We start from the raw sequence: 16,734 nt of genomic DNA on the forward strand, positions 1-16,734 counted from the left end.
GACGTCACGGTAGCGCCCAGATGTGAGGAATCGCGCACGATCGACCTCGTTCTCATCAGAAGGTGTAGGGGAACCGCACGCCGACGACGAAGTTCGGCGCGTCGGGCGTGAGGCCGACCGATACCGCGCCGTTGATCGTCAGGTGCTTGTTGACCACGTGATTCAGGCCGAAGTTGAGCACCGAGGCCGTGGTCTCGCTGCCCGGCACGCCGGTCCAGCTGCCGCCGGGCGCCTTGGTCTTCGACTGCGGCTCGATGGCCATCGTGTAGGAGATGCTGGCCGAGTCCTTGTCGGAGAACGCGAGCGCGACGCCGCCTCCGAACTGGATGATGTCGCCGAGCTTCACCTGGGCGGGCTGCGTCTGCCCGATGACCGACGAGATGTCGGCGAACGAGCGCGCGATGTTGTAGGTGTACGAGAGGCTGCCGAACAGCACGACCGGGTCATAGGTCTTCAGCACCGAGACGCCCGCCGTGACGTTCCAGAAGCCGGTGCCCGTGGGCAGCTTGTTGGGCGCGACGAGGTTGGTGTTGTCGGGCGTGAGTTGCTGCACCTTGATGCCGAATGGCGAGGTGCCGGTGGGCGTCTTCACGCGCAGGCTACCGACCACGTCGGGCAGGTTGTTGGTCTCCTTCAGGAACTGGTAGTAGATCCCGAAGTTCACGTCGCCGATCGCGTTCGAGTTCACGGACGCATCGGAGAGCGTGTTCGCCGCGCCGCCCGCGCCGCCCACGATGAAGCTGCTGTGGCGGTAGATGTAGGGCACGTCGACGTCGATGCTCATGCGGTCGGTGATGCCGTACCGCGTGTCGAGGTCGGCCATGATCTGGTGAGACTTCGTCTCGCCCAGATTGATGTTGCCGAGGAAGATCGCATCGAGTGCGAGGAAGCCCGAGAGCTGTAGCTGGCGGCGGTCGTAATAGGTGTCGCTGATGCCCCAGTCCAGCGTGAGCTTGTGGTCGAAGAGCGGCGCGTGCTCGCGTTGCACGACCGCTTGCTCCGCCTCGGTGCGAGTGGGCGCGGCGTTCTTTTGCGTTTCGCCCACGGTCGGGCTCGCGCCCGCGTTGGCACCCGCATTGACGCCCACGGGTGCGCCTTGCTGCGGCCCGCTCGCGGCCGAGGAGCCGGTGGCGCCCGCGGTCGGGCCGGCGTCAGGCGAAGGCGGGTTTACCGGCACGCCGGTGGCGGTGCCGGTGAGAGAGCCGGGCGCCGTGGCGCCGGGCAGCGCCTGCGCGAGCGGGGGCAGCGGCACGGGCAGGCCGTCCGCGCCGGGCTGCTCGGCGACGCTCGTGCCGGCGGCGGCGTCAGGCGCGCCAGCGCCCGGCATGCCGCGGCCGCGCTGCGCCATTTCGAGGTTCGTGACCTGGCGCTCGAGAGACTGGATCTGCCGTTGCTGCTCGTCGACCACGCGCATGAGTGTGGTGAGCCGGTCTTCGACAGACTGACTCTGCAATGCCTGCGCATTGGCGGTTTGCGCGAGCGTGAAAAGCAGGACTGCTGCTGGAATGGCGGCCAGCCTCAAACGCGGTGCCGCCGTCTTGGACATCAAGTTCATTCTTTTCCCCCCCGGATCGAAAGCTGGTGCACGACAGAACCCCCTGGTTCCGCGCCGCGCCGTCGATACGTTGTTCGATACATCACGCGGTCTGGCTAGCCGCGTGCTGGCCTCCGTGTTATGTCTCCTTGTTCTGGCCGGCGATGGCGGTCGACGGCATGGGGTTGGCGAAATGGCCGACGCTGTTTGTTAGCGCGTGTTGCGTAGCGCCTGTAATACGCCGGCCTGACGGATCATGTGCGCGCTCAGCTGCTGCGTCTGCAGGCTGAGCTGCAACTGATTGGCGACTTGCTGGTTATTGCCTGCGACCTGGAGCAACTGGGCAATGGCGCCCGCCTGCTGGGCGCTGCCTGGCACGATGTTCTGCGTTGCCATGCCGGCGGGCGTCTGTAGCGTGACGTTGATGCCGTTGCTGCCGAATGCGATGCCCGCTTTGATGGTGCCGTTCGCATTCGAAGCCGATGCGCTCGTCTGGTTCGAGCCAGTCATGCCGGCGAGCTGCATGGCGGTGTTGCTGTAGTCGATGGTCGCGGCGTTGGAGCCGACGTTGCCGTTGCCGGCGACCTGGGTGATCTGCGATACGCCGTTGACCGTCACGTTCTGGCCGCCCGAGGCCGACATGTTCGGGGCGGCGCCGCTATTGCCCGGGTTCTTGCCGCCCGGCATCGGGTCCGCGACGCGCGCGGTGGTCTGCACGCCGGCGCTCAGCCGGTTGGCCGCGTTCTGGGCGACGGTGAGCGAGCCTTGCGCCACGGCGCTGGCGCCGTTGGGCAACTGCCATTGCGACAGCACGTTGAGCACGAAACCGGAAATCATGTCGCTGCCGGCGTACTTGCCGGTCTGATGCGCGAGCACGTCGTCGCCAACGGGCTCGCAGCGCACGGGCTGCGCATCGGGGCCGCCCGCGGAGAGAAACGCAGGCACGGCCGCCTGCGTGGCGGCAAGGCTTTCTGCTGCGTACGCATTGCCCGAACAAGCGCAGGCGAGCGCGCAGACGCCTGCCGCGATGCCACACTGTGAGAGGTTGCGTTTCATGATTATTCAGGACGTCAGAACATCATGGCCTTGTCGAGGCCATATTCGAAGAAGGGAGTCGGCGCCGAGCCGTTCAGCAGGGCGTTCTCGCGCAGCTTCAGGGCGAGCGACTCGTTGTTCTGCAACAGCGGAGAATCCTCCAGGAACGGTTTGCCGAGCACGGCGAAGACGAGTCCGTTCCACGTCTTCGCAAAGTCGTCCTCGGCGACAATGCGGTTGCCGAGCGCGGGGTCTGCGATAAAGATGCGGGCGTTCTCGGCATGCTTGACGATCACGAAGTGCTCGTAGCCATCGATGTTCATGAGGACGAGCACGGGAATCTGCAGGTGATAGAGCGCGTCGGTATTGACGCGAAAGCCCCGGCCGCGCAGGCCGATCGTTTCGACGAACTTCTTCATGTCGAGCATGGAGAAGCCATTTTTCACGACCACCTCGGGCGTGGAGAACACCATCATGCGCCGGATCAATTCCGGTTCAGCAATGTCGATGCCGTAGCCGTACTTGAGCAACGTCGCGAGCGCGGCGGCACCGCAGCTATAGTCGTATTGCTGGGTGACGACGCTCCGGTAGCGGATGTCGCGCATCGAGTGGAGCGGCAGCTTGATCGGCACGCCGACCAGGTGCGTCGCGTCGATGCTCGACTGCGCACGGCAAGGCGCCCATGCCGCAATGGCGGCAAGCGCCAGCGCGACGACACATATCCTTGACCCCGGGGACGATACGGACCCGGACATGGTGGTCTCCTGCTTCTGGTTTGTGCGCCGGCCGCTGTGTGGCAGCGACCGGCGCCGGGGTACAGCATGGAATGACAGCGTCTTCAGGATTGCCAGGTGATAGCTGGCAATACTTAGTGGCCGTTATTCATTGCCGCGATGGCCATGCCGTTGTGCTGCAGGTTGCCGATGCCGCCAGCAATGTTCACGCCGATGTTGCCGGTGGCGTGGGCGAGCGTGCCGGCGCCGAGGCTAGCCGTACCCTGGAACTGGCCGGTAGCCGCCATGCCTGCGTTCTGCACATTGTTGTCGGTCGCGACCATCGCCGTCGTCCGGGCGGAGCCCGCATTGGTCGTCGTCACGGAGCCGGCGAGGCTGTTGTTCTGCGCGTTGCCGATACCCGAAGCGACGTTTACACCGACATTGCCCGAGACGCTGGCGAGCGAGCCGTCACCCACCGATGCGTTCAGATTGAAGTTTTTCACATTCGCTTTGCCAGCGGACGCCTGATTATTGAAAATCTGAGCGTTACCGAACACATTGCCCACGTCGACCGAAGCGAGCGCGACATCGTTGCTTTGCGCGTTGTTGATGCCTTCGGCGACGTTCACGCCCAGGTTGCCTTGCACGCCCACTGCCGCGTTGCTGCCCGTATTGGCGTCGAGCGTGGCGGCCTTGCGCGTGTCGATGTGATGCGTGAGCGAGCCGGTCGTCGTTTCGTTGACCGTGGTCATCGTGTCATTCACGCTGTAGCCTGACGTATGGCTTTCTGCCGTGGCTCTCGCGTAGGACTGCGAGTGCGAGTGCGAACTGCTGCTCGATTCGCTGAACCTGTGGTTGTACGTGTTGCTCGAGTCACTCGACCTGCTGCTCGTGCCGTTCGCATAAGCCGAGACCGTGGCGCTGCCCGAGCCGTCGGCGTAGGCCGTGTTCGCGTTGGTCGAGCTATTGCGCGTGTTGCGGCTGTCGGCACTCGACCAGTTATTCGCGGTCGACGTCGTATTGTTGTTGTCATGCGAGTTGGTCGTCGTGTGCGACGAGCCTTCCGACCCGTTCGCGGCGAAACTGGCCGAGCCGTTCCACCAGTCGCCGGTGTGCGACCACGAGGCATTGGCCTGGACGTGGGCGTTGCCGTTCTGCGAATGCGTCGAGGTGTTGCTGCCGACGCTGCTGGACGTTTGGGTTTGATTGTTGTGGCCCACGTCGCTGGAGGAGCTGGCGGTTGTCGAGTTGCTCGTATTGCCGCTGTCGGTCCTGACGTGGTAGCTGGCCGCGATGCCGGCGTTGAAGGTCCTGCTGAATCTCGAGTCGCTCGACGAAGTCGTCGAGGTCGATGCGCTTACGTTATGCGTCCTCGACGACGAACTGGCCGACTGCGAAGCGGAGCCTTCGGCGAAATACGAGGTCCGGTAGCTGGAGTTCGTACCCGTGCCGACCCTGCTCCGCACGCTGTTGTTGAAGGTGGTCGTGACATTGCCGAGGTCATAGCTCTGTGCCTGCGGGAGCAGCGTGCCGCCGCCCGTCGTCTGCGTGTTGTTGATGACCGCGCCGGCCGTGCTCGATACGGCGACGCATCCGAACAGTCCAACAAAGCCTTCGATGCCTACCGCTTCGACTACGCCAGTGGCGTTGAAGAGGAAAGCCGTCTTGGGGCCGGCGAAAGCGGAACTTGCCGCCGTCGCGAGGACTGCTGCTGCGATGAGGGTGCGCTTCATGTTTCGCTCCGATACTTGAGTGATCAGTTAAAAAAGAGTGCCCGCCGGGGGACGGAGCACAAAACTGTTCGCCGTTGCGTTACCGGCTCCGGCTGTCTGGTTCACCTGTACGAGGCCCGTTGCATTCCTGAAGGCCGCACTGTCGATGCGTACCTCACGAATGCCGCGTGCCGCGCCTGCCTGGCTGCCCATACCGCCGTTCGTCGCGCTGGTCGCGGACAGTTCCCCGTCCGATACCAACGTGACTCCAGGGGCTCCAGTGCCTATCTGCGCACTGTTGCGCTGGATGTTGCCCACGCCCGCCGCCTGATTCACCATCATGGCGCCGGACGTGTTGGAGAAAGCACCCGAGCCGATCAGCGCGCTGGCATTGCCAAGCCGGGCGCGCGTCGTGGTCCCTTGTTCGTCGAGATTCACATTGGCGACCGAGCCGCCGCTGGTGATCGTCAGCTGGTTGGCCTGGGCGTTGTCGAGCCCGGCCGCTTCGTTCACGGCGAGCGCGCCGGTTGTCGAGGTTGCGGCGTTTGGCGCGATCACGGCGGTTGCGCCTACCGTGACCTGAGCCTGCGCAGTCGTTGCGAATGCAACCAGTGAGGCGGCGAGCGCGGTCGCTGCAAAAGCGTGCTGAATGGGTTGAACGTGCCGAAAATGCGGAAGGCGGCTCATTTCACACCTCCGATGGCGCCCAGCGCGCTCGTGATCGGCGCGAGCGCGCCGGTGACGGTCGAGGAGATCGTGCCGCCGAGGCCGCCCACGGCCTGGGCACTGCCGCCCGCGCCGAGCGCCGAGTTCGATCCCGCCGGGTTGCCCACCAGAATGCGGTTGATGGCCTGCACGCCCGCGGCCCCGCCGGCGAGCGCGCCGCTCGTGTTCACGCCGGAATTGCCGTGCGCGTTGGTGAGGTCCGTGTCGGTGACGAGCGCCGCCATGGTCGGGTCGAACGTGTTCTTCGGGAACGTGGTGGCCCGCACGAGCACGGGGTCCTGGTTCTTCGGCACGTTGGCAAACGCGCTGCGCGGGGTGATGTCGCGCTCGACGATGATGTCGCCGGGATTGGTCACCTGCTGTGCGCTGACGCCTGCCGTCAGCGCTGCGGCGAACGCGGCGCTCAGGACGGCGGCGAGCCGGGCGGAGTGCCGGCGCGCACCAGGCGTCTTTAAGCGAACGATCATGTCTGTCTCCGTCTGTATGCCGGAGCGGCGCGCATCGGGCGCCGCCTCCGGCCCGCACCGCACCGGGCACGGGCCTGTCTGGCGATAACCGCGTGTAGTTGCGTTGCTTTCGTTACTTCCGGATGTAGCTGGCGATGTTGTTCTGCGCTGCCTGGCCGGCGTCCACCGGGATCGGCAGCGGGGCGGGCGGGGCGATTTCGTCCCACAGCGTCACGCTGTTGCCGCGCATGAGCTGCGGCGTGGCGGCGACCATCACCATGCCAACGGCGCCGCCGTGCTGGCGGGCGAGGGTCTGGTCGTCGAGTGCGCCGATGCCCGCGAGCACCGGATCGTCCCCTGCGGGACCCGGATCGGCGGCGAGCGTGCCGGTGTCCATGCTGGCGCTCAAGTTTTTGCTGCCTGCGCCGTTATCAGAGTTGGGTGCCATGCTCACGTCGAGCGTCGCGGGCACCATGGCCGCGCCTGTTGCAGGGACGACAGTGGTGCTCGCCGCAACGACGTTCGCACTTGCCGCATCAGTTGCGGTCTGTGCGTGCACCGACGGCGAGAAGGCGAAGAGCGCGGCGGGAATCAGCACGGCGGCCAGCATGCCGCCCGTGCGGGGCACACTGCGTCTGACGTTCGAAGGAATGAGTCGCATGGCGTATCTCCTGGTGCGGGACATTTAGCGAAACGTGTGCCATGCCACGCAATCCGTTGATACGTCGCGGGTTCGAATATTTTCTACGGATTTTGAATAGCGGATTTTCGCAAAAACGTTTCAGCGCTGAAACGCCAGGCTGTTTTAAACGCCAGAATTCGCTTGAGAGTTTCAACGGAGAACGTTTGCGCGATTTTTTTCTTACGTAATCGACACGTATCGCGGCACGTTTCGGAAAACGGTGCGGGAGCAACGGAATGGAAACATCCGCAATTGATTTTCCTCTTACTATTCAGTGGCTACGTAATGGAAACCTTTCCATCGTGCCCTTATCGATTCGCACCGCATATTTTCTATCCAACTTCCCGATCCATATAGTAAGCTTCAGAAAAACGAGTAATACCCATAACAAATGCCCCGCCAAGGGCAAGTTGACACACGCCGCAGTTCGGGGATTCACTGTCAGCAAAAGCCCCCATGTTCGCCGCGCTTATTTGTGCCCGGCGAATGGTTTCTTTTGCTGCGTGTCTGTACATCAGGTGCGTGCCGTCATTTCGCAACGATGTGTTGGCAAGAGGATCTGAATAATGGAATCCGCAACGCGGCAATTGGTTTACGTGACGCGCAATCCGAATGAAGCGCTGAACGAGCGGTTCCACGACCGGGGTTGGCAGGTGGAAGTCGTCGGCAACGCGCGGGACGCGCGGCGTGCGCTGCGCGCGGGGTTGCCCGCGGGCGGGCTGCTGGATCTGTCGAGCGAATTCCATCTGCATGAGATCGGCGCTTTCGAGCCGTGCCTGACGTTGCCTAACGTGGGCTGGGTTGCCGCGACCACCACCGGCCAGTTGCAGGACGCCAATTTGCGCCGTCTCGTGCGCGATTACTGTTTCGATTACGTAACGGTGCCGTGGAGCGGCGAGCGCATCGTCGATTCCGTGGGTCATGCATATGGCATGGTCTCGCTGGTCGAGTCTGCCTCGAACGATACCTCGGGCGGCGCGGAAGGCGAAATGGTGGGCTCGTGCGAGGCGATGCTGGCGCTCTTTCGCTCGATCCGCAAGGTCGCGATGACCGACGCGCCGGTGTTCATCTCGGGCGAGTCGGGCACCGGCAAGGAACTCACGGCGGTTGCCATTCACGAACGTTCGTCGCGGCGCAATGCGACCTTCGTGCCCATCAATTGCGGGGCCATTCCGCCGCATCTGCTGCAATCGGAACTGTTCGGCTATGAGCGCGGCGCATTCACGGGCGCGAGCCAGCGCAAGATCGGGCGCGTGGAATCGGCCAACGGCGGCACGCTCTTTCTCGATGAAATCGGCGACCTGCCGATGGAAAGCCAGGCGAGCCTGCTGCGCTTTCTCCAGGAAGGCAAGATCGAGCGTCTTGGCGGCCACGAGCAGATTCCCGTGGACGTGCGCATCATTTCCGCGACTCACGTGGACATGCGTGCGGCCATGGTCGAGGGACGCTTCCGTCAGGATTTGTATCACCGGCTGTGTGTGTTGCAGATCGATGAGCCGCCGCTGCGCGCGCGCGGCAAAGACATCGAATTGCTCGCGCGGCACATGCTCGAACGTTTCAAGAAAGACGGCGGGCGGCGCCTGCGCGGCTTTTCTCCCGATGCCATCGCAGCGCTGCACAACTACAGCTGGCCCGGCAATGTGCGCGAGCTCATCAACCGCGTGCGGCGCGCAATCGTCATGACCGAAGGGCGCGCAATCACGGCGCGCGATCTGGAACTGGGCGATTACGTCGAGGTGGTGCCGGTCTCGCTCGCGCAGGCGCGCGAGGCCGCCGAGCGCCAGGCCATCGAACTCGCGTTGCTGCGCCATCGCGGGCGTCTTGGCGACGCGGCGCAGGAACTGGGTATTTCTCGCGTGACGCTGTACCGGCTGCTGTGCGCACACGGCATGCGGCATATGGAAAGCGATCCGCTCGCGCCGCATCCGGGCGGACTGGTTTCGGGGGGCGGGGCCTGAAAGCGGCCTTGTCGAGGGGACCACATCACGGCCGCGCGACGTGGCCGGACAAGAAGAAGTGACCGAGCAGGCGACGAAGAGCTGGAACTGGCCGTAAGGGTGCAAGAGGGTGCAGGGGTGCAAGCGGGCTTGCGCGGGGGCGCAGGTTCGTGCGGCAGGCGGCTCGCGCGTGTGGGCCGCCTTGTCCGCCTGTTCCGGATCGCTTTTGCTCGTTCGCTCGTTCGCGGTTGCGGTTCTCGCGGCCAGCGCCGCTTGCCGGTGGCGATATTGCGGGCTATTTGCGGATCATGCGCCGATCATTCGCCACAGGGTTGTCACGCTAATCTGCTTATCGATATTCACGCCGTTTACGTTTACCTTTGCCGGGCATCGCCCTGCGGCACATTATTTCCAACATATATTTTATTTTCTGCTTCTCCAAGATAATGCGCATTGCATCAGCATGTTATGGCGATATGTCATTGTGCCGTTGCGTGTTTCCTCCCTGGTTTATCGCCGCTAGTGGGCTTGTAAGCGCTCACGAGCGTTTGCGATCCGCTTGTGACCCGTTTGTTCCCCACTTGCCACTCATTGGGCCCGGGTCTGCCGTTTGCCCGCTTGCTATAGAATCTCGCTTTTGAATCCGCACCGGGTGCGCTCGCGCGCCCGCTCAGGGAAGCGCGCATGAAACAGTATCTCGAGCTCGTCCGCTCGATTCTCGACACCGACACCTGGCAGGAAAACCGTACCGGCATCCGCACGATCAGCATGCCGGGCGCCATGCTGCGCTTCGACCTGCAACAGGGCTTCCCCGCCGTCACCACGAAAAAGCTGGCGTTCAAGTCGGCGGTGGGCGAGCTGATCGGCTTCTTGCGCGCCTCGCGCAGCGCGGCGGATTTCCGTGCGCTCGGCTGCAAGGTCTGGGATGCCAACGCGAACGAGAACGCCCAGTGGCTCGCCAATCCGTATCGCCGCGGCACCGACGATCTGGGCGATGTCTACGGGGTGCAGTGGCGCCAGTGGCCCGCCTACAAGGTGCTCGACGCCGACGCGAGCGCGCAGCTCGCCGACGCACAATCGCGCGGTTTTGCGCGCGTGAGCGAATTCAGCGAGGATGGCCGCCCGAAGGTGCTGCTCTACAAGGCGGTCGACCAACTGCGCCAGTGCCTTGACACGATCATGAATAATCCCGCCGATCGCCGGATTCTGTTTCATGGCTGGAACCCGGCGGTGCTCGACGAGATCGCGCTGCCCGCGTGCCACCTGCTTTATCAGTTCCTGCCGAACGTGGCGAAGCGCGAGATTTCGCTGTGCCTGTACATTCGCAGCAACGATGTCGGGCTCGGCACACCGTTCAATCTCACCGAGGGCGCAGTGCTGCTGCACCTGGTCGGGCGCCTGACGGGCTATACGCCGCGCTGGTTCACGTATTTCATCGGCGACGCGCACATCTACGAGAACCAGCTCGGCATGCTCAACGAGCAACTGCGCCGCGAGCCCTATGAGAGCCCGCGCCTCGAGATCGCGTCGCGCGTGCCCGAGTACGCGAAGACCGGCGTCTACGAGCCCGAGTGGCTCGAAAAGGTCGAGCCGGCGGACTTCTCGCTGGCGGGCTACCGGCACCACGATCCGCTCACGGCGCCGATGGCGGTCTAGCGTGCCCTGGCGCCGTTAGTCCCTGGTTATTGGCGCACGATAAACAAAGCCCGCGAACGGCGACGTTCGCGGGCTTTTGCGTTGATGGCGCGCGTTTTTGCGCGCGCGGGGTGGTGGGGCTCAGCCGTGATGGCGTTCGTCGTGGCCGCCGCCTGCTTGCGGATGTGGCTGAGGTTGGGGTTGCGGCTGCGGATGGAATTCCGGACGCGGCTGGGGTTGCGGTTGGGGCTGGGGCTGCGGGTGGAATTCGGCGCGCGGCTGCGGCTGGGGCTGCGGGTGGAATTCGGCGCGCGGCTGCGGCTGGGGCTGCGGGTGGAATTCGGCGCGCGGCTGCGGTTGGGGTTGCGGGTGGAATTCCGGACGCGGTTGCGGCTGCGGTTGCGGATGAAATTCCGCGCGCGGCTGCGGTTGCGGGCGCGGCTCGGCGCGCGGCTGCGGCTGAGGTTGCGGATGAAACTCGGCACGCGGCTGCGGCTGAGGCTGCGGGCGCGGCGCTTCGCGCGGCTGAAGTTGCGGCTGAGGTTGCGGCTGCGGATGAAACTCGGCGCGTGGTTGCGGCTGAGGTTGCGCACGGAGGTCGGCGCGCGGCTCCGGTTGTGGCTGCGGCTGTGCTTGCGCGCGCGGTTGCGGCTGCATCGGTTGCGGGCCATGCGGCGCTTCGCCCATGGCGGGTTGCGGCACGCGTGCCGGCGCGCCTTCATGCGGCTGCTGCATCGCGAGCGCTTGCTGCCGGTTCTGCTGGCCCGGCGCAGCGCCTGGCTGTCCGCGCTGGGCTATCGGCGCATGCGGCTGCATCCACGAGGGCTGATGCGCCTCTCTCGGCGCGTCCGCCATCGCGCGGCCATTCATGTTGCCGGCGGCTCCCGGTGCGCGCGGCTCGCCGCCGGGCAGGGCGCCTTGCGGCTGCGTACCCTGCGGTCGGCCGGAGAACTGCGGCGGACGCGGCACGCCACCATGCGCTTCGTTCTGCTGCGGGGCGGCCGGACCGTGTCCGTTCGTCATGACGGGGGGCATGCCAGGCTGGCCCGGTTGTTGTCCGCGCGGGGCCATGGGCTCGTTCGCACCAGGGCCATGCGGACCGCCCTGAGCGAAAGCACCCGGATGCGGCGACTGGCCCGGCGCCTGGTGCGGTACTTGACCTGGCACCTGAGCTGGCACCTGACCCGGCACCTGAGCCGGCACTTGACGCGGCGTTTGTCCCGGCATTTGTCCCGGTCCCTGACGCGCGGCGCCGTCAGGCCGTCCCGCCGCGCCGATCACGGGCGAGTGTGGCGGCACGACACGCACGTTCTGCTGCGGCCATCCTCCGCGCGAGGCGGGCGAGAGGGGCGAGAAGCCGGCATGCGCCGGCGCGGCGACGCGCACGACCGGTGCGCCCGCGCCCGGCACGGCGCCGCCGCCGTGTGCGAAGCGCTGCGCGAGGTTGTCGCGGAATGCGGGCGGTGCGACCGGCGCACGCGTTGCCACCACCTGCCGCTGATTGAGCGAGGCGGGCGGCCGATAATCGGCGCGACGCAGGTTCGGACCGAAGCTGCCCTTGACCGGCGCGATGCCCGGCGTGCCCGGCTGAATGCGCGCGTTCTGCCATAGACGCGGGTCGACGCGCTGCGCGAAGCGCGAGGCCGACTGGCCGTGCACGAAGGCCGTGGCGGGCACGGCGGTCACGGCGCCCGGCACGCGGTAGTTCACGTACGTGTTGTGCACATTGATGTTGTTATGCACGTTGATGTTCGTGACGTTCACGTCGCGGCGGTAGTTATTGACGATCACGGTCTGGTTCACGCGGTCGTAGTAATGTGGGCTCCAGTCGCCCCAGCGCGGATGCCACGGCTCGCCCGGCCCGAGCGCGAACCACGCGACGCCCGCTGCCGCCGCTCCACCGATGGCGAGATTCACGCTCCAATCGGGGCCTTCGCCACCGCCGCCCACGAAGGCGACGAGCGCGGGCGCGTAGATGGGCGGCGCGGTCTCGACGATCGGACCCGGCACCCACGCCCACGAATCGTCGACGTAGGCCCAGCGGCCGTAGTGATAAGGCGCGAAGCCCCACGGCGCGTCGTCCACCCATGTCCAGCCCCACGGCGCCTGCCATACCCAGTGGCCGTCGTGATACGGCGCCCAGCCCGAGGGCACGTCGTTGGGCGTCCATACCTCGCCGTACTGCGGGCTTTCGCGCCACGAGCCGTTGGCGTCCAGGTCCTGATAGCCGGGAATGTCGCGCGAAACATAGCGCGCCGAGACCGAGCGGTCCTCGCTGGCGTCTCGTGCGAGCGCCCACCGGTCGAAGGCATCGGGAGGCGGCGCGGCGTCGCTTGCCACCTGTTGCAGGTCGGTGCCGGCGAAGCGGATCTGCTGGCCCGCCGACATCGGCGTCTGGCCGTTCTCGCCATACACCGTCACATTGCCGCTGCGCACCGTGACGGTCGTGGCGCTGCCGTCGGGCGCGACGTCCACGCGATAGTCGCCGGGGCTGGTCACGCCGAGTGCGAGATTAGGCGTGTCGATTTCGTATGAGGCGCCGGGAGGCAGTTGGCGCACGCGCGTCGATAGCGTGCCTTGCGCGACTTTGAGCTGGGCGCTCGAATCGTCGAGATTGAGCACGTCGACGCTCGTTTGCGCACCCATGCGCACGGCCGTCGAGCCGATGTGCATCTCCGAGCGCGCATTGGCGTCGTTCCAGAGCTGGTCGCCAGTCGTGAGCGGGCGGTTCAGCTGCGCATAGGACCAGTCGGTGGCGCCAGCGGGCTCGGTCGTCACGTCGCCCGCCATGTAGTCGAGACGTGCGACGCGTCCGGGCGGGTCGCCAGCGGCGCTGGCGACGGGCGCACCTTGCGGCGCGGCTTGTGCCCAGGCGTTGGCGCCTGTCAGGCTGAGCGCAAAGGCGGCGAGCACGGCGCCGGCGATGAGCGTGCGGCCGCGCGGGCGGTGCGCTGCGACGCGCGAGTCCTGGTGCGAGCCTCGGAGCGCTTCTTGGGTGTTGTCGTAGCGGCGAAACGTGGTCAGCGATGAGGTGCGCGTTGTCATGTTGGTTCTCCAGCCCCTGGAGCGAATTTCAGGGAGCTATGTGGGGAACTCTATCCGCCGCGTCTGTTTCCATGCGCGCTCAATTGTTAGGGCTTATGCACCAGATGTAACAGAACGTGTGCCACTTCCTGATAAGGCCGATTTTCGACGCATGTTAGGTGACGTTGTCGGGTATTTGTCAGATTGTTGGCGCGGTTAGGTCGTCGCGAACGTGTCGAATTCGTGCTGTCCCAGCGGCGTGATGCGTAGTACGCGCGGGCGGCTGGTGCGCTCGACCCAGCCATTCGAGGTAAAGCGTTCGAGCAGCGCCGCGCCGAGCGCACCGCCCAGATGCGGGCGCCGTTCGCTCCAGTCGAGACAGGTGCAGGCGAAGCGCCGACGGCGTGCGTGCAGCGCCCGCAGATCGACGCCCCAACTGGAAAGCCGCGCGACGCCTTGCTCCGTCACTTCGAGATCGTCGGCCTGGCGCACGAGCCATCCGCCTTCGACGAGCCGATCGAACACGCGCACCGCGACAACGCCCGCCATGTGGTCATAGCAGGTGCGCGCGTGGCGCATTTCCACGGGCACGGCGCGCGCGGGGCGCGTCACGGGCTGCGCCGGCGCGGCGGCGTGCGCGACGTTCATCAGCGCTTCGATGGCCGCGGCGACTTCGGCGGTGGCGATGCGGTAGTAGCGATGCCGCCCGCGTACTTCGGGCTTGAGCAGGCCGCCTTCGGCGAGGCGGGCGAGATGCGCGCTGGCGGCGGACGGCGAGAGACCCGCGATCATCGTGAGTTCGCCTGCCGGGCGCGCGCTGCCGTCCATGAGCGCCCACAACATGGCGGCGCGGCCGGGGTCGGCGAGCAGTGCCGCGACACGCGCGAGACCGGGGAAGTGGCTGGTTTCATCGGTAGGGGGAATAGGCATGATGGCTCCCGTGCGGATCTGACGTCCGAAGGCCGGTTCGGATGGCCGGTTCGGACGGCCGGCTTGCATCGCCTGTTCGAGCGTGGCGCGCCGGCCCATGTGTTCACTCTAGCGAAACCTGGCATTCGACGTTTCAGGCTGTCATGAAATATGGCGTGCAAATTGGGCGCGAACAGTGCGGCGTTGCTGGCTAATCGTGGATGCCCGATTCGGAACGCCCAGTGCGGAACGCCCGGCTTGGGGCGCGAGCGCGGGCGCCTGGCCGCACCGCGCTAGAATGAGTTCCTCTCAGGAAGCAAACAGGCAGTCATGAAACGTATTCTGGCCCTTGCAGCGCTTGCGCTGCTCTGCACGGCCTGCGCCCAAGGCGGCAGCACGTCGTCGAGCGGCGCGAGCGGCATCACGATGTACGGCACGATCGACCAAGGCATCACGGTCCACAAGTAACCGGGCGAACATGGCGTCGTTCCGCCGTCCCATCGTTCTGTCCTCGCAGGCATCGCCGCATGGCAGGAATTGACGCAAGATCGCCGTATCTGCCAGCGGCGCGCGTGCGATGATGGCGGCATCGAGCCTTCATCGCCCTTTGCCCCCTATGTCTGCGTCTCATTGCGTGCGCCATGTGGTTTTTGCGGTTGCGCCCGATCTCGTGCTGCTCGACGCCTGCGGGCCCGTCGAGGCTTTCTGGCGAGCCGAACTGGCGATGCGCGCGGGGCGCGCTGCGGCGCTGCCCGTCTCCGCCGAGCTGGCCAATTCCCCCCATTCCGCCGATCCCTGCGCTTATCGCGTCACACTCGCCTCGGTGGCGGGCGGCGTGCTATCCACGTTCGCGGGCATGCCGGTCGTCACCGAGCGGCTCGACGCGCTTGACACCGCCGCTATCGACACGCTGATCGTCCCGGGCGTCCCTATCGACGATTCGACCGTGCTGCAGCCCGAACTCGTCGCGTGGATCGCCGCCGCCGCGCCGCGCGCCCGGCGCGTCGCCTCGGTCTGCACCGGCGCGTTCTACCTCGCCGCAGCGGGCCTGCTCGACGGTCGCCGCGCCACCACGCACTGGCGCAACGCCGCGCAGCTTGCGCGCCGGTTTGCGCGTGTGAGCGTCGATCCCGAGCCGATCTTCGTGCGCGACGAGCGCGACGGCCGCGTGGTCTGGACCTCGGCGGGCGTGACGGCCGGCATCGATCTCGCGCTCGCGCTGATCGAGGAGGACTGCGGTCACGCGGTCGCCATGCATGCCGCGCGCCGGCTCGTGGTGTTCATGAAGCGCCCGGGCGGGCAGTCCCAGTTCAGCGAGGCGCTGGCGGCGCAAAGCGCGGCGGGCGGCGCCTTCGACGCGCTGCATGGCTGGATGGCCGCGAACCTGCATGCGGAGCTGAGCGTCGAGCGTCTCGCCGAAGAGGCGCGCATGAGCCCGCGCACCTTCGCGCGGCGCTATGTCGAGGCGATAGGGCGCACACCCGCGCGCACCGTTGCGGCCATGCGTGTGGAAGCCGAGGCGCACGCGCTCGCGCAGTCGCGGCTGCCGGTCAAGCGGATTGCCGCGGACTGCGGCTTCGGTACCGAGCAGAATCTGCGGCGCGCGTTCGAGCGGCGCTATGGCGTGCTGCCGCTCGACTACCGGGCGCGCTTTTCGGCGGCCTGAGCGCGCATTTGCCGGGCGCCAGATGCCAGATGCCGGTGTCCAGTACCGGGCAAATACGCCAGTTGCCGCTCCCGTCCGCGTGGGTGTCCGCAGGGGGAGGTGTCTGTGCGTGACTGGCCTCTGGATGACATACGGCGCTCGTATAATCGACGGCACCCCATAACGACGCCTTGCCAGTCAGGCGCAAACCCCACGAGCGGAGCCACTATGAGTACGCCTTCCCAGCCGCTGGACCGTTCGGAAACGACGTTCCGCTTTCTTGCCGAGCCCACTTCGGTGAATTTCGGCGGCAAAGTCCACGGCGGCGCCTTGATGAAATGGATCGACGAAACCGCCTACGCGTGCGCCGCCGTCTGGTCGGGCCGCTACTGCGTGACGGTGAGCGTGGGCAATATCCGCTTTCGCCGGCCGATTCTCGTCGGCAACATGGTCGAGCTGCGCGCGCGCGTGGTGGCCACGGGCCGCACCTCGATGCACATCCACATCACCGTGCACGCGGGCGACCCGAAGAGCGGCCAGCTACGCCTCACGACCGATTGCCTGATCGTGTTCGTGGCCGTCGACGAAAACGGCAACCCGATTCCCGTGCCGCCGTTCGTGCCGGAAACGGACGAGCAAAAGCGCCTTGCGAAATACGCGCTCGACGTGAAGGAAGCGCTCGACGCGATCGTCGAGCTGAAGCCCGACGAAGTAGCGAAAGGCCGGGTCTGAT

14 protein-coding genes are annotated in these 16,734 nt (G+C 66.1%); 5 read left to right on the top strand and 9 right to left on the bottom strand.

Features of this window, described 5'->3' with window-relative positions:
- Positions 1–55: 55 nt before the first annotated feature.
- From L5014_RS14475 to L5014_RS14505, 7 genes are all read right to left on the bottom strand, one after another.
- The gene (locus L5014_RS14475; RefSeq protein ID WP_420800073.1) at positions 56–1,546 is read right to left on the bottom strand and encodes a hypothetical protein; all 1,491 of its coding nucleotides are present in this window, start codon (positions 1,544–1,546) and stop codon (positions 56–58) included.
- 198 nt (positions 1,547–1,744) lie between these two features.
- Positions 1,745–2,590 (bottom strand): peptidase C39, encoded by an 846-nt coding sequence (locus tag L5014_RS14480; protein ID WP_238464431.1) that lies wholly within the window; start codon positions 2,588–2,590, stop codon positions 1,745–1,747.
- Positions 2,591–2,604: 14 nt separating this feature from the next.
- Entirely contained in the window at positions 2,605–3,324 is a 720-nt protein-coding gene (locus tag L5014_RS14485; protein WP_238464432.1) for a C39 family peptidase, read from the bottom strand.
- A gap of 113 nt (positions 3,325–3,437) precedes the next feature.
- A complete protein-coding gene (locus L5014_RS14490) occupies positions 3,438–5,018 on the bottom strand; it encodes a cell wall anchor protein (RefSeq protein WP_238464433.1) in 1,581 nt (526 codons plus the stop codon).
- Positions 5,019–5,045: 27 nt separating this feature from the next.
- Complete coding sequence (locus tag L5014_RS14495; protein ID WP_238464434.1) at positions 5,046–5,555, bottom strand: hypothetical protein; 510 nt, start codon at positions 5,553–5,555, stop codon at positions 5,046–5,048.
- Between the two features lie 125 nt (positions 5,556–5,680).
- Complete coding sequence (locus tag L5014_RS14500) at positions 5,681–6,190, bottom strand: hypothetical protein (RefSeq protein WP_238464435.1); 510 nt, start codon at positions 6,188–6,190, stop codon at positions 5,681–5,683.
- A 112-nt stretch (positions 6,191–6,302) separates the two neighbouring features.
- On the bottom strand, positions 6,303–6,830 hold the full coding sequence (locus L5014_RS14505) for a hypothetical protein (protein ID WP_238464436.1): 528 nt from the start codon (positions 6,828–6,830) through the stop codon (positions 6,303–6,305).
- Between the two features lie 587 nt (positions 6,831–7,417).
- Here L5014_RS14505 and L5014_RS14510 point away from each other — a divergent pair.
- Both L5014_RS14510 and L5014_RS14515 read left to right on the top strand, forming a co-directional pair.
- On the top strand, positions 7,418–8,809 hold the full coding sequence (locus L5014_RS14510; protein ID WP_238464437.1) for a sigma-54 dependent transcriptional regulator: 1,392 nt from the start codon (positions 7,418–7,420) through the stop codon (positions 8,807–8,809).
- Between the two features lie 663 nt (positions 8,810–9,472).
- Positions 9,473–10,444 carry a thymidylate synthase gene (locus L5014_RS14515; protein ID WP_238464438.1) on the top strand — a complete coding sequence of 324 codons (972 nt, stop codon included), beginning with the start codon at positions 9,473–9,475 and terminating at the stop codon, positions 10,442–10,444.
- Between the two features lie 120 nt (positions 10,445–10,564).
- On the opposite strand, the gene L5014_RS14520 is transcribed toward L5014_RS14515, so the two are convergent.
- Positions 10,565–13,468, bottom strand: a complete 2,904-nt coding sequence (locus L5014_RS14520) for a DUF6600 domain-containing protein (protein ID WP_238464439.1) — start codon at positions 13,466–13,468, stop codon at positions 10,565–10,567.
- A gap of 195 nt (positions 13,469–13,663) precedes the next feature.
- Positions 13,664–14,377 carry an ArsR/SmtB family transcription factor gene (locus tag L5014_RS14525; RefSeq protein WP_238464440.1) on the bottom strand — a complete coding sequence of 238 codons (714 nt, stop codon included), beginning with the start codon at positions 14,375–14,377 and terminating at the stop codon, positions 13,664–13,666.
- 309 nt (positions 14,378–14,686) lie between these two features.
- Here L5014_RS14525 and L5014_RS14530 point away from each other — a divergent pair, with 309 nt between their 5' ends.
- The 3 genes from L5014_RS14530 (at position 14,687) to L5014_RS14540 (ending at position 16,733) form a co-directional block, all read left to right on the top strand.
- Complete coding sequence (locus L5014_RS14530; RefSeq protein ID WP_238464441.1) at positions 14,687–14,824, top strand: hypothetical protein; 138 nt, start codon at positions 14,687–14,689, stop codon at positions 14,822–14,824.
- A gap of 148 nt (positions 14,825–14,972) precedes the next feature.
- Complete coding sequence (locus tag L5014_RS14535; RefSeq protein ID WP_238464442.1) at positions 14,973–16,022, top strand: GlxA family transcriptional regulator; 1,050 nt, start codon at positions 14,973–14,975, stop codon at positions 16,020–16,022.
- 207 nt (positions 16,023–16,229) lie between these two features.
- A complete protein-coding gene (locus L5014_RS14540; protein ID WP_238464443.1) occupies positions 16,230–16,733 on the top strand; it encodes an acyl-CoA thioesterase in 504 nt (167 codons plus the stop codon).
- Position 16,734 lies beyond the last annotated feature (1 nt).

Source organism: Paraburkholderia tagetis, assembly GCF_022213065.1.
Classification (GTDB): Bacteria; Pseudomonadota; Gammaproteobacteria; order Burkholderiales; family Burkholderiaceae; genus Paraburkholderia; species Paraburkholderia tagetis.